We start from the raw sequence: 12,701 nt of genomic DNA, 5'->3' as shown, positions 1-12,701 counted from the left end.
GGGAAGCGTTCGGCAGGAGGTTCGAGGCTAAAGCCTAAAGGCTCAAGGCAGTAAAATGTGGATATCGAATTGTGGATGGAATGCGAATGAGGTCTTTTACAGGTTGAAGTTGGTTGTCTTGTCTCTGTAGAGTGGACAAATGGTGGCGAATTGTCTTTCAAAGGGTGGACATTGGCGTTAGAAATGGCTAACCTTATCGTATACATCATGTAGTATTATCATGTGTGTTTCATACTGTATGTTGTGGTTTGGGTTTGGCGGGGTGTATATGTCTTTTTGAAAAGAGTGTCCACTCTTTGAAAGACAAAAGTTGGATATGTCCTTGAGACATGGAATGGCTAGTTCAAAAGAGGTTTAGATGAACAGCATCCGGGGCAGGATGGCTGTGCAGCTTTCCTTTTATCAAAAAAATATGGTCTGGGTGTCCAGGCAAAGGTTGTGAACCATGAAGGTTATTCTTTCTACATTAAATGCAAAGTACATCCATACCTCTTTGGCCTTGCGATGTCTGAAGGCGTACAGTGAGAAGGATTTTGATATTGACCTGGCGGAGTATACGATCAAGGACCCGGTGATGAATATTGTGTCTGATCTGTACCAGCGCGGCGCGGACGTGATTGGTTTCTCTTGTTACATCTGGAACATTGAAGAGACGATCAAGGTCATTGATAACCTGAAAAAGGTTATGCCGAACGTGAAAATTCTGCTGGGCGGGCCGGAAGTGTCCTACGACACGGAATATTGGATGAACCGGATTCCCAATGTGGATTTCATCGTGATGGGTGAAGGGGAAGAGACGCTGCATCAGCTTTTGATGGAGCTGGAAGGAAGCAAGAAGTTCCACTTTGTCTATGGACTGGCATATCGCAAAGGGGAAGAGGTCATTCTCATGCCAGGACGCCCGAAAGCGGATCTGAACGATCTGCCATCACCGCACCGTTTTGATGAGGATATCCCGGAGCTTGGGAAACGGGTTGTTTATTTTGAGACCAGTCGGGGCTGTCCGTTCAGTTGTCAGTTCTGTCTGTCCAGTATAGAGGTCGGCGTGCGCTATTACGATATTGAGCGGACGAAGTCGGACATTCTGTACCTGATTGAGAAGGGCGCAAAGCTGATTAAGTTTGTGGACCGGACGTTCAACATCAAGCGGGATTATGCGCTCGAAATGTTCAAATTCCTGATCGAGAATCATCAGGGGACGGTGTTCCAGTTTGAAATTACGGCGGATATTATGCGTCCCGAAGTACTGGACTATCTTGCAGAGAATGCGCCGCCGGGCACATTCCGGTTCGAGATCGGGGTTCAGTCCACGAATGATCCGACCAATGAACTGGTGAAACGTCGCCAGAACTTTACCAAGCTGAGCCGGACCGTGAACAAGGTAAAAGCCAGCGGGAAAATCGACCAGCATTTGGATCTCATCGCCGGACTGCCGGAGGAAGATTACAATACGTTCCGCAAAACGTTTAACGATGTGTTTGCACTGGGGCCGGAAGAGCTTCAACTCGGATTCCTCAAAATGCTACGTGGTACAGGTCTGCGTCTGGATGCGGAGAAGTATAACTACACATACATGGATCACGCGCCGTATGAGATTCTGGGCAGTGACGTGTTGCCGTTCAGTGACATCGTACGCCTGAAGCGGCTGGAGGATGTGTTGGAGAAATACTGGAACGCACACCGGATGGACCATACGCTGAAGTATCTGATGGAGCAGGAGTTCAACTCGCCGTTTGATTTCTTCCAGGCGTTCGGGGATTACTGGGAAGGTCAGGGTTGGCAGAAGATTGGTCACCAACTGGAGGATTTGTTCACTCGTCTGCACAGCTTCCTGGAGTCGCGGAATACGCCGCATATGGATATCGTGCTTGGCCTGATGAAGCTGGACTATTTCCTCGGTCACAAATACAAACCACGCAAAATCTGGTGGGAAGATCCGCTTCAGAAAGACCAGTGGGCGGGTTATATGAAAACGTTGGCTGAACGTCCAGAAGACGTTCGACTGCCACGTGTTGCCGGCGCCGCAGGCACGGCTTGGTTGGAAAGCAGCGGCACGGGTGCGAGTGTCGCTGCGGGAAGTTCGGCTGCTGCCGGAGAAGACTCTGCCGCAGATGCGGCGGGTGTGATCGGCAGCGAAGTCGGGGATGCAGCGTCGCTCACTTCGGGCGACGCAACAGGGTCCGCCGCGGATGGAGCGGCGGACATGGTGGACGGCAACGCTTCGCGTGCGTTGCCGATGACCTCGGCCATGACCGCACAGACGGTCATGGGTGCCCGTGCTTTCGCCGACCTTGGTCTCGGCGAAAAGGAACTGCAGAAGCACACCGTATTGGATGTGCTTCCGTTCCGGCTTGAGCGTGTGCTAGCTGGCGCCAGCCCGCTTGCCGCGAAAGGCCGGACGCTGCTGGTCGTTGTGTACCAGCAGCATGAAGGGCAGCAGGCGCAGTATTACACGCTGCCGCTGGGAGAAGAAGCCGCTGCCATGTAGGTGCAGCGGCCTGAGATAAGCTACATGGCTAATTGGTGCCATGTAGCAAGAGGAAGCGCCACGACTATGCGGTCGTGGCGCTTTTTTTCGTGCATCGCGGCTTTGTGCTCGTGATGCTACCAAGGTGGGCACCGCGATCATTGACGCGGTGCAACCCCATTGGGCGCAGCACCTCACCCTCACGTGGCTTGCTATTGCACAAGCCGCGCTCCGGTTTACCTTTTACAAGTAAAGCATCATTTAAATCGGAGAAATCAACATGATATAATCAAAACAAAATGGATCAAGGAAGGATAGTTAGAAAACATGGATGATTTTACGAAGAAACGCATTCAAAAGATTATGGACCATTACACCGAGAATGCTGTACCCGAGCATGTGAAAAGTCAGATGAAGATTAGTTATAAAATCAGAGGTAACCATGTGACATTGATTGAAGAAAGACAAGCCTTTCAAAGCGATAAATGGGTACAATTGCCGGTAGCACAATTCAGAATGGATGAGAAGGTATGGAAAGTGTATTGGCAGGACAGTAAAGGAAAGTGGCATTACATCGATGATATCGATCCGAACGAAGATTTTGAAACACAGCTCAAGATCGTGGACGAAGGTCATAACGGAATGTTCTGGGGTTAATTTTTCTGAAAAGGCGTTGGGGGGGGAAGTAACCCAATTAATATTAAAAGATCTGAATATCAAACCGCAAACCTTTGAAGAGACGGATACCTTCTTTAAGCTGGCGCTCATCTTTAAAGTGAATTTGGAGGCCACAGAATGGACCTGAAGACGTATCTCGCAGAGCATTTTCCAAACCTGACCTTAGAACCGCCTCTTTTTTATAATTGGGATGTTGCAATACGATTCGAACTTGGTAATCTTCTGATGTTTGGAACGAATACGGAGCATTACATGGAACAAGTGTATCATCGATCAGTTGAACTATTTAAGGCTCTTCATGATCAAGAAGATGAAATCCTATTAATAACTCAAGCTTATTTTGCAGATAAGGCTAAACACAAAGTGAAGAAATTGAACCTGTACAGAAAATATATCAAGAAGAAAGGGCCGATTAGAGCCTTAAGACTTGAGATATTTCCAGGTTTGGATTGTGAACCGGATGACATCCTAGACCCAAGGAACAACATGTATAGGTACTGGACTAAATGTAGAGTTGAGGACTTGAAATATAATCAGTTAATCAAAGCTATATGTAATCATGATGTTGGAATTAAGCCAAAGATTTATCATAGGGTGTACATCATTAATATAAGTCAGAAAACGATATTTCATATCTATGATGATAGAGGTTGCGATGTTATTTCAGCATCAAGACAAGCACTAACGGATATCTATACAGAATATAACGATTGGATTTTAGATTATGATCGAGACAGAATTAACAATGTATTTCTAGGATAATGGGGTGGATGTTCCAAGACAGTTCTCGGATGTTGATTGAGCAGGGATTATGTATTATTTGAAATACAGGTTTGGAAAAAACTATAAGAGTGTTCCGATGTAAGGAGTATGGATTATGGATAAAAAAGAGAAGAAGATTATTATTGCTATAATTGTACTTGCTGTAGTTGTATTAGGAGTTATATGGTACCTAAAAGTAGGCTATCTATTAAAGAAACCGGAGATGCCCGAAGCAAATATTGCAATTCAGACCCAAATGGTGGATGGTGGTGCGATCAGTTTACGAAATGCTGATTACACGGAAAATCAAATCAAGATTGGATATGAAGTGAAAGGGTTTAGTTTGGAGGAATATAATATTGCTTGTGAGCTTTATCGTGACGGACATTTGATTTCAACTTCTGGCTCAACAGGTGGAGGTTTGATAGAACTGGACGAAAAGCATTATTACTTCATTGGTTATGAGAATATAACTGAAATGAATCTGCCTGAATCTATACATCTAAACGTGGAGATTAAAGTGATACCCAATGATTTTAGACAAAAATCGATAACTTCAACATTTGACGTTAGTCTTGATAAAGAAGTGAAATAGATTAAAGAGGGCAGTAAATTTTGATAGAAGAAATTCAAGGAGGGTCCTATGAAGACCATCGTTTATATGGTAAGGCATGGGGAGTCACCGTATACGGAAGGAACGGAAAGAACGAGGGGGCTTACCCTGGAGGGCAAGATGAATGCAGAACGAATAACGGAAATTTTAACGAATGAAGGAATACATTCCATCGTCTCAAGTCCTTATGCTAGGGCGATTCTAACCTTAGAAGGTGTGGCAGCAGCGTTAGGATTAGATATTCAGATCATGGAGGATCTGCGGGAAAGGCATTTTTCAGATGATATGATTGCAGACGAAGAATTTGAGCCTGCTTCGAAGAAAATGTTTGATGACCCTGATTATGCATTGCCAGGAGGCGAGTCGAACACGGTTTGCCAGAATAGAGCAGTGGGCATGTTGAAACAGATTTTAGAAGAATACAAGGGCAAAAAAGTGGCGATCGGCACACACGGACATGTAATGACGTTGATGATGAACTACTTTGATTCGAGTTACGGATTGGATTTTATGAATCAAACCAAGAAACCGGACATTTATCGATTACAATTTGACGAGATGGAATTAGAGAACGTGACAAGGCTATGGGGCGAATAGGGTGAAAGTGAATAGGCGAGAACGCTTGTTCATAATTTTGGTTACAGATAAAGTATAGATATAATTGAATTTTAGAGGGGTGACTCCAATGACGTTACAAAACTTGTTTCATCAAAAACCAACGAAGTTATGGAATGAAAGAATGATTGAAGGCGGAGATGAGCTCTTCACAGAAGAAAGATTACTCAAGTCTGATCAAGCCCTGGATACATATTTGCACCAATTAATAGCATTACAAGAAACACAAGATTCTGAGCGCATGATGAAGGCTGTAGAAGAAGTGGTGGTTGCCTTTAATGAAATGAATGAGGCCAATGGTTACTTTATTGAAACGATGGAACGTGAAGAATTGGCTGATTTTATAGACAAGGCGGCTAGGTTGGCTGGATTAGACATCCATGAGGATGAAGATATTACGGAAGAATGGAGAGAGTGGTAATTCAGCAGAACAGTGTTTTCCAATTTTGAATGATAAGGGTGATCAATATGGAACGAGGAATTATTATATTTTTGAACGGAACGTCAAGTTCGGGGAAGACAAGCATTGCGATGGAAATGAAAAATCAGGGAGACATTCCGTTTCATCATCTATCTGTAGATCAATTTCTTCATAATTATGATCAATTTATCGATACTACATATCCAGATATGATACCAACAAGAGAAGTAGAGCACCATGTCATGACAGATATCCTGTTCGACCCGATCAATTCGTTGTACTGTGCAACCATTAAACTGTTTTCGGAGATGGGTTTGAATTTCATCGTGGATACAGTCATCAGCAATGACAAGTGGTTTAATGATTTTTATGAGTTACTATCGGATTATCCGATATTGTTTGTAGGTGTGCAGTGCTCAAAAGAAGAACTCACCAGAAGAGAGCAGAGCAGGGGAGATCGAGAGATTGGACTTGCCCATTCCCAGTTCGACTACATCTACTCCTATGATGAATATGACCTGGAAGTAAATACGGAAGAGCTTAGCTCAGCTGCATGTGCGGAAAAGATATTAAGTTATATGAAGTCTGATCAGGAATACTTGGCATTTAGGAAGCTAAGCAGAAGAGACTAAGAGACTGCAGCTGATTGCGTCAGATCATATGATATATATTTCAAATGAAAGTTAGGGATTTGGCCAAATCTTTTTCTTAGCGTTGCCAGGACCTAATAAGTAGATATCATCAACATTCCCATAAGTATTAGAAAATGAAATTGTGAAGTCTTTACTACCACCGATAGGAAGTTTACTGCCTTTAATCTGAATGAAAAGTGAATTGTTGTCAAGTGAGAGGTAGTAGCCGTGATATCTGCTAATACTGTCTGCAAATCCACCTTTTATAGTAATAAGCTCAGGAGAAACTTCAGTTCTCGTAACCATTGTCTCGTCAGGATCGACAACCTTGTTCAACATATAAAATCCAATGATAATAGGAACAACGACAATAATAACTGCGCTAACAATGATGCTAAACTTCATGTTTGGTCGCATACTCATGATTCACCTCATAATTAGATGATATGAATCGATGTCTCAATACTCATTGGGCATCGATTTATTGTATTTAATCAGAACAGAATTCAACGTTTAGAAATATTAGGCTCATTTAAATAATATACTAATTCATTTTTTTGTAGAGATAGGGGGAGGTCACGATGGAAATTAACGCTAAGAATTCAGAAGATCATATCCAACACATGTTAAAGGCAATCATTGAAAAAACACAATCCATTATCAAAGATAGTCATAAACAATCCTTTGGCTCTTTGGAATATTTCTTGGAGCACATTATAGCGTATCGGAATGAACAACAATACATGTCTAACGAGTGGCATATCCGCACACCGCGCTGGCTAGGGGAGTATGGAAATACACCGGAAGAAGAAAAGCTTCTTTCAGACATTTACCTACTGCAAGCATATATCACTGAAACATTAAAGGGCGGATAAGCGGCTTACGATGTCGCATTAGTCCGGCTCAAATGTCGCAAAAGTACATGGTAACGCAATGCAGAGATCGTTTATACTCTCTTTATGTTTCGATAATGAAAATCATTATCAGTATTATACATAAGGGGGATTCATCATGAATCAAGGAACAAAGAGGCAGGCTGCCGGAAGCAAGGCATATGCTGCTCACAAATCACGATTATTCATGGGCTTGATGTTAGCCCTTATTCTTGTCCTGACGGCTTGTGGTGCCGGAACAGGTACAGATAGCGGTAAACAATCTGCGGCAACGCCAGCGGAGACACCTGCGAATGCGGAAACGCAGTCGGACGGAGCTTTTCCCGTAACGATCAAGGGTATGAAGGGTGACATCACTCTAAACGAAAAACCACAGAAAATTGCAGTGCTTGATGTTAAGTTCCTGGATCAAATGTTAGCCGTTGGCGAGAAGCCGGCAGGCAGTGTTATCGCTGGAGGTAATACTGATTTTCCAGAATACTTAGGCGATCAACCGAGTGACGTACAGGTACTGGGTACACGGGATGAGCCTAATCTGGAAGCGATTGTAGCCCTAGATCCTGATCTGATTATCATGACGGATTTCCAGGAGAAACAGTATGAGAGTGTAAGCAAAATTGCACCTACCCTGGTACTCGATTTCTACGAAGACTGGCGTGATACGTTAGCTACGGTGGCTAAACTTACAGACAAGCAGGACGAGGCAGAGAAAGTGCGCATAGCCTATGAGGAGAAAGTCGCTGGTCTGAAGGCACAGCTGACAGAGAAAATGGGAGATGAGACAGTCGCTCTGATTCGTCCGCGTAAAGAAGGTATCCGTGTCCATGGCATCGAGCACCGCACAGGCGGCATTTTGTATAATGATTTGGGCTTAAACATGCCTGAACTCGTTAAAGAGATCAAGGATGATACCTCCGTTGAAATCTCGATGGAGAAGGTTCCTGACATTGGGGCAGATCGTTATTTTGTGCTGTCGGATGAGCTGTTTGCGGCAGAGGCAGAGGCGATGGTGAGTAATCCCGTGTGGAAGTCCCTTGATGCTGTGAAAAATAACCGCACGTATGACGTTAACTCAACATTGTGGATTGCATATTACGGACCTCTTGCGATTAATCTTATTGTAGATCAGGCATCGGAAGCCCTGCTCGGATCGAATTAATATGAACCCATATCTCTCGACAGACTTATGGAAAGAGACAGTGGAGGATTATTCGATCTTGCTCGGTGAGCCACCTGAACATAGTGTCCGTACCATTGCTCTAAGTGAGTTGCATGACGAAGCGGCATGCCGAGAGTACATCAGCTGGTTTCAGGAGTATATCGATGCTCCTGACATGAAGGTTGCCGCTTCCATGTTAGCCAAGCGAATTGGCTATCTGTGGACGGCTCCGCTGGTGACCGCGATGACTTTTCATCATCAGCATGTTTCGTTTCAGCTGGAGAACAGCTTTCTCTATCATCCGGCGCTCTCAGATCATGAGGGCGGCACACGATTTCCTTTTCTAGCGGTGAATGGACTTCAGGCTGAAGGACTAACGGGAGACAGGGCAGTGTGGCGGGAAAAGGTGGTCGAGGAGATGTTTGCAGTACAACTTACACCGCTGTTAAAGACGCTTGCTGCGATTGCGCCACTTTCGATGAGTATTCTCTGGGAGAATATCATGGTACGTATCGGCCGACTATTCGCTCCTGATGAAGCCGAGACTGAGCAGGAAAGTAAGATCATTCGAGAGGACTTTTCATATCTGACGCAGGTGGCATCCGGGGAAGTGTTTGGTGAGAGGAAGAATCCGTTAACCCGCTTCACCGATTGTAAGGACAATGTGCATGTTGCCAAAAGCGAGCGAATTACCTGCTGTTTCTATTACCAGATGTCAGGCGAATATTGTCTCAAATGTCCGAAAATTGACAATGAGAAAGAATCTCAACTAAAATGACAACAGCAACAACTTTACCTTTGCTATTGTCAGGAGATGAGAAAAATGCCGCTGCAAGAACAGACAAGTCTATGGAGTGATACGGCGATCAAGATGCTTGACGGGGATAGCGGTACTTTGCAGACAGGCAGCGTTTTACACGAAACGGATTTAACTTCAAATGTGCTGCTGGCATATGGAGGGGAAGGGGAGCTTGCAATGGATGGCGAGGGTTGCCACATTGGAGCTTCTTTTGCCTGTCATGTGGTGAAGGGATCATCGTACACGCTGACGGCCAGATCAGTTTCGGAGAGGAATCACAGCAGAAAACTGTTCGGGTTCAGAAATACGCAACCTTTATGTTTTGATGGGACTATCCATATAATGGTGTAAAAAGAGTTGATATCAGATTGCCCCAAAATCCAGCTTGTACATCAACTTTTTAGTCAATTCCAAGCTTTAACCAACGTTTGTTCATCAGTTTACTTATCAGAACACTCATTACAAATAAGATACCATTATAGACAATAACCGTTAATACATTACTTAGAGAAATGAAATTGCTCCCTTGTACAAACACTTGGTCAATATGGGAATAAAGGAGATTCGAAGCGTCGAATACAGCAACATATGTTAATTTATCAGAACTAGCTACTAAAACGACACCTAATATCCAGTATAAGATGCTTAAACCAATACTCATCAAGATGTTAGATGAAAGCAAACTGATTGTCCCAATAATGAGGATATATTGTGTGACTACAGACGTCAACAAAAACACCATAAGAAAAAACAGGCTAAAATCCTTGTACATCATAGATACAAATGAAAGTAATATTGTAATTAAAATAAGCGATTCCATAAAAAGTACAGCAACTTTATTCAAAAAAAATCTAAGACTGTCATACGATAATAATCTATAAAACAGAATGGTTTTATTAGAGTATTCTTTATTAACGAAGAATGCAATGATAAACGAGAACATTAAAAATCCAAATTGAGTAAACACAGTATACGTACTGAAGAGATACTCTCGATAACTTAGAGATGTAACTTTATCAATTCCAATAGGAAGGAACCAACCGATTAAGAACGACAATACAAAAATAAGTGCCAGAAACATAAATACTTTATTAAATAGGCTTTTTGCAAATTCAATCATAGTCACTAGTCCTCAATATATATTTTTATTAGTTGATCTTTGTCCTCGTATTGCACTAGTTTTTTGTCTTGAAAGAGGAAGTACCTTCCCTCGATGTTTTTGAGATCTGATAAATTGTGAGTGATGTTTAATATGATTTTGTTTGAATACTGCTTGCTATAGATATTAAGAAATTGGTGAATCTCATTGACTGTTTTTTTATCAAGAGAATTAGTGATCTCGTCCAGAATGATAATCTCTTTATTTTCTAAAAGAAATGATACCAGCTTAAGCTTCTGTTTCTGTCCATCACTTAAATTTTTAATGAGAATGTTGGATGGTATATTTTCAATATTCAATAAATCACTAAGCTGATCCAACATCATCCGATCATATCTTTTAATTAATATCTTAAAAAGCAATTTTGCGGAAATATCTTCAGGTATATTAGAATAACTTGAGATTACGGTTAGATTTGAGGATAGTTGTTTCGGGAAAAAACCGCTCTTATTTAGAATAAAGTCTTTCGCCAATCTGGATTTCCCCACACCGTTCTTCCCTACAATATGGTTGACACTCCCTGGTTGAAAATGTAAATGTGCGTGATCAAGCAAGAGATTATTTTTGATTCTTAACGTATAGCCACTTATATCTAAAACCATGGCATGAATTCCTCCTCTTTCAAAACCACAATAATACTGAACGTATAGCTAGTAAAACTCCAATAATCTGAATTATTTTAATAATCAAATGATTTTTCTTAGAGTTTTCAAATTCATCTTTATTTAGGAGTGTAAGTAAAATTTTATATCCATCAGAGTTCAACACGGGGATCACATTCCATAATAATGCTAAAAAGAAGAAAATATATGATACCGACAACATATCCATTTTCAAGAATAACGTATTGATGATCTGGAACGTTAAAATAATGAATAAATTTATGTAAATACCTGCTGAATGAACAATGAGCTTTTCTTTTTTGGATAACATATAAATATCGTTTAGTTGAACATAAAAAGAAGGAAAAACATAAAAGTTCATTTTGAATCCAACTTTATTATGCTTCCGCCCAAAAAAATTCATGGATTTTATGTGGCCTAGCTCATGAATAAAGACATTAAAAATCATGTAAGAAGCAAAAATGAAATAGTTTTTCAGGTTATGTTCAAACCCAGGGAATTTATAACCGAAAAAATGAATAAAATAAAGATTAGACACAAGTAGTATTAAAAAAATTGTGATATAAATGGTGAAATTCACAGAATTAATTTTACTCTTATATTCGGTCAACTGCTCCTTTAAAGTTTCATTTAAATGGATAATACTTGTCTTATAAAATTCTTTTTTGCACTTATCTTTAACAAAGACTTCGTTTTCTACAAAAATTTCATATTCTTCGTTTTCAAACGTAAAACACTGCTTCATACCATATTCTCGTAGTAATTCATCATATATGGTGTTAACAAATCAATATTCTCTTCCGTTTTAAATAAAATATTGCAAATGTTACATATGGATGAAAATTGTTCCGGAATTTTAATATGATTAAATTCAGGGTTGCTCTGAACTATATCAATAAACCATTTAAACCCTTCCTTTCTCATAATGTAAAATAGAAGATTGGCGTTTAATTTTTCAATGGTTCTGTCAAACGTTTGATCCATACTTTCTCTCAAATGCAATTTGGTATCAAATACCGCTGGCGAGCAACAAGGATATATTTGACCATCAAAATGATACACGACTTCAAATCCAGGACAATGCAAACTCCTTTCGTTACTGAGTTTATAAATATGTTGAAAGCTGTCCGGTTCTTCATGTTTTGCTTCTCCAACTGGCATGAGTGGGAACTTTGTCACTCTGATCCCAAGCAAAGATTCTCCCATATATTCTAATATACGATTAGACATTTTACTTTTTGTTACAGCCATATTTAGCGCCACGCTCGTATTAGAGAAGTCTCTGCTACATTCCAGTATATTTTTAATGGCGTCTGCTTTAACGTATGGTTCATGAAATTCATCATAACTTATTGTTAGATTGGTCACATTGTAATACTCCATGTCGTTAAAATACTGTTCTGTTTTTTTTCTACTCATACCCCAAAAGCCGTTACTAATAAGGGTGATTCTCTTCTGATGAGGTTTTATAATTTCTAATAGCTCTTGTAAAAATGGATAGTTCAAAAAAATTTCTCCACCTGTGAATGAAATCAAGTTTACTTTTTTATTTTCAGCCAATTCATGGGCAAGTTGTCTTATGTAATTTGGCTCCATAGACTGAGTCGAGGCTGGAGAACAAGAAAAGCAGCAATGAGCGCAGGCTGCGTTACATTTCGCTCCCAGGTTTATGACCGCATTGTTATACATGAACATTTCCTTTCTACCGTTCTTAAATGAAGTGAGATGTAAAAGCGTTATTTTATACACAGTCGCTCGAAATTCCTACTAAATAATTCCTAATAAAGTAGCCAGACCCCATAATTAGTGGTTGGCAGTCTTCAGGCGCAAATTGTGCCAGAGCTCACATGAGTAATTCCTGTATGTATCAAAATTGATGA

General features: G+C 41.1%; 15 protein-coding genes. 11 read left to right on the top strand and 4 right to left on the bottom strand.

The genetic code is table 11. From position 1 onward, the window contains the following. Window positions 1-445: 445 nt before the first annotated feature. The 7 genes from C170_RS14390 (at window position 446) to C170_RS14360 (ending at window position 6,188) form a co-directional block, all read left to right on the top strand. A complete protein-coding gene (locus C170_RS14390) occupies window positions 446-2,488 on the top strand; it encodes a B12-binding domain-containing radical SAM protein (RefSeq protein ID WP_036610630.1) in 2,043 nt (680 codons plus the stop codon). A gap of 306 nt (window positions 2,489-2,794) precedes the next feature. Beyond that, on the top strand, window positions 2,795-3,124 hold the full coding sequence (locus tag C170_RS31335) for a DUF3024 domain-containing protein (protein WP_051447171.1): 330 nt from the start codon (window positions 2,795-2,797) through the stop codon (window positions 3,122-3,124). Window positions 3,125-3,262: 138 nt separating this feature from the next. Further along, window positions 3,263-3,907, top strand: a complete 645-nt coding sequence (locus tag C170_RS14380; protein ID WP_036610627.1) for a DUF3885 domain-containing protein — start codon at window positions 3,263-3,265, stop codon at window positions 3,905-3,907. 115 nt (window positions 3,908-4,022) lie between these two features. Next, entirely contained in the window at window positions 4,023-4,502 is a 480-nt protein-coding gene (locus C170_RS14375) for a hypothetical protein (RefSeq protein WP_036610624.1), read from the top strand. A 48-nt stretch (window positions 4,503-4,550) separates the two neighbouring features. Beyond that, window positions 4,551-5,117: a histidine phosphatase family protein gene (locus C170_RS14370; protein ID WP_036610621.1), complete on the top strand. Its 567-nt coding sequence runs from the start codon at window positions 4,551-4,553 to the stop codon at window positions 5,115-5,117. A gap of 88 nt (window positions 5,118-5,205) precedes the next feature. Beyond that, window positions 5,206-5,556 (top strand): hypothetical protein, encoded by a 351-nt coding sequence (locus tag C170_RS14365; RefSeq protein ID WP_036610618.1) that lies wholly within the window; start codon window positions 5,206-5,208, stop codon window positions 5,554-5,556. Window positions 5,557-5,603: 47 nt separating this feature from the next. Beyond that, window positions 5,604-6,188: a chloramphenicol phosphotransferase CPT family protein gene (locus tag C170_RS14360; RefSeq protein WP_036610616.1), complete on the top strand. Its 585-nt coding sequence runs from the start codon at window positions 5,604-5,606 to the stop codon at window positions 6,186-6,188. 51 nt (window positions 6,189-6,239) lie between these two features. Here C170_RS14360 and C170_RS14355 read toward each other — a convergent pair whose 3' ends face one another. Continuing rightward, entirely contained in the window at window positions 6,240-6,611 is a 372-nt protein-coding gene (locus tag C170_RS14355; RefSeq protein WP_036610614.1) for a hypothetical protein, read from the bottom strand. 158 nt (window positions 6,612-6,769) lie between these two features. On the opposite strand from C170_RS14355, the gene C170_RS14350 reads away from it, so the two are divergent. From C170_RS14350 to C170_RS14335, 4 genes are all read left to right on the top strand, one after another. Then, window positions 6,770-7,063 (top strand): hypothetical protein, encoded by a 294-nt coding sequence (locus tag C170_RS14350; protein WP_036610612.1) that lies wholly within the window; start codon window positions 6,770-6,772, stop codon window positions 7,061-7,063. A gap of 136 nt (window positions 7,064-7,199) precedes the next feature. Continuing rightward, entirely contained in the window at window positions 7,200-8,240 is a 1,041-nt protein-coding gene (locus tag C170_RS14345) for an ABC transporter substrate-binding protein (RefSeq protein ID WP_036610608.1), read from the top strand. A 1-nt stretch (window position 8,241) separates the two neighbouring features. Then, window positions 8,242-9,018 carry an IucA/IucC family C-terminal-domain containing protein gene (locus tag C170_RS14340; protein WP_036610604.1) on the top strand — a complete coding sequence of 259 codons (777 nt, stop codon included), beginning with the start codon at window positions 8,242-8,244 and terminating at the stop codon, window positions 9,016-9,018. Window positions 9,019-9,063: 45 nt separating this feature from the next. Further along, window positions 9,064-9,390, top strand: coding sequence for a hypothetical protein (locus C170_RS14335; protein WP_036610600.1), 327 nt, complete (start codon window positions 9,064-9,066; stop codon window positions 9,388-9,390). Between the two features lie 774 nt (window positions 9,391-10,164). Here C170_RS14335 and C170_RS14325 read toward each other — a convergent pair. The 3 genes from C170_RS14325 to C170_RS14315 are packed head-to-tail and all read right to left on the bottom strand — an operon-like array spanning window position 10,165 to window position 12,510. After that, window positions 10,165-10,800 carry an ATP-binding cassette domain-containing protein gene (locus tag C170_RS14325; protein WP_036610595.1) on the bottom strand — a complete coding sequence of 212 codons (636 nt, stop codon included), beginning with the start codon at window positions 10,798-10,800 and terminating at the stop codon, window positions 10,165-10,167. Window positions 10,801-10,819: 19 nt separating this feature from the next. Continuing rightward, entirely contained in the window at window positions 10,820-11,566 is a 747-nt protein-coding gene (locus tag C170_RS14320) for a hypothetical protein (protein WP_036610592.1), read from the bottom strand. After that, on the bottom strand, window positions 11,563-12,510 hold the full coding sequence (locus C170_RS14315) for a YydG family radical SAM peptide epimerase (protein ID WP_036611077.1): 948 nt from the start codon (window positions 12,508-12,510) through the stop codon (window positions 11,563-11,565). The genes C170_RS14320 and C170_RS14315 overlap by 4 nt, the downstream gene beginning before the upstream one ends. Window positions 12,511-12,701 lie beyond the last annotated feature (191 nt).

This window comes from Paenibacillus sp. FSL H7-689 (assembly GCF_000517905.1).
GTDB lineage: Bacteria > Bacillota > Bacilli > Paenibacillales > Paenibacillaceae > Paenibacillus > Paenibacillus amylolyticus.
Note: the sequence above shows the minus strand (reverse complement) of the source record. Positions and strands in the feature narration are given on the sequence as shown.

What these genes read in the sequence shown, in the direction of transcription:
- C170_RS14390 (WP_036610630.1), top strand. Translation starts at nt 446, where the DNA reads ATGAAGGTTATTCTTTCTACATTAAATGCAAAGTACATCCATACCTCT.
- C170_RS31335 (WP_051447171.1), top strand. Translation starts at nt 2,795, where the DNA reads ATGGATGATTTTACGAAGAAACGCATTCAAAAGATTATGGACCATTAC.
- C170_RS14380 (WP_036610627.1), top strand. Translation starts at nt 3,263, where the DNA reads ATGGACCTGAAGACGTATCTCGCAGAGCATTTTCCAAACCTGACCTTA.
- C170_RS14375 (WP_036610624.1), top strand. Translation starts at nt 4,023, where the DNA reads ATGGATAAAAAAGAGAAGAAGATTATTATTGCTATAATTGTACTTGCT.
- C170_RS14370 (WP_036610621.1), top strand. Translation starts at nt 4,551, where the DNA reads ATGAAGACCATCGTTTATATGGTAAGGCATGGGGAGTCACCGTATACG.
- C170_RS14365 (WP_036610618.1), top strand. Translation starts at nt 5,206, where the DNA reads ATGACGTTACAAAACTTGTTTCATCAAAAACCAACGAAGTTATGGAAT.
- C170_RS14360 (WP_036610616.1), top strand. Translation starts at nt 5,604, where the DNA reads ATGGAACGAGGAATTATTATATTTTTGAACGGAACGTCAAGTTCGGGG.
- C170_RS14355 (WP_036610614.1), bottom strand. Translation starts at nt 6,611, where the DNA reads ATGAGTATGCGACCAAACATGAAGTTTAGCATCATTGTTAGCGCAGTT.
- C170_RS14350 (WP_036610612.1), top strand. Translation starts at nt 6,770, where the DNA reads ATGGAAATTAACGCTAAGAATTCAGAAGATCATATCCAACACATGTTA.
- C170_RS14345 (WP_036610608.1), top strand. Translation starts at nt 7,200, where the DNA reads ATGAATCAAGGAACAAAGAGGCAGGCTGCCGGAAGCAAGGCATATGCT.
- C170_RS14340 (WP_036610604.1), top strand. Translation starts at nt 8,242, where the DNA reads ATGAACCCATATCTCTCGACAGACTTATGGAAAGAGACAGTGGAGGAT.
- C170_RS14335 (WP_036610600.1), top strand. Translation starts at nt 9,064, where the DNA reads ATGCCGCTGCAAGAACAGACAAGTCTATGGAGTGATACGGCGATCAAG.
- C170_RS14325 (WP_036610595.1), bottom strand. Translation starts at nt 10,800, where the DNA reads ATGGTTTTAGATATAAGTGGCTATACGTTAAGAATCAAAAATAATCTC.
- C170_RS14320 (WP_036610592.1), bottom strand. Translation starts at nt 11,566, where the DNA reads ATGAAGCAGTGTTTTACGTTTGAAAACGAAGAATATGAAATTTTTGTA.
- C170_RS14315 (WP_036611077.1), bottom strand. Translation starts at nt 12,510, where the DNA reads ATGTATAACAATGCGGTCATAAACCTGGGAGCGAAATGTAACGCAGCC.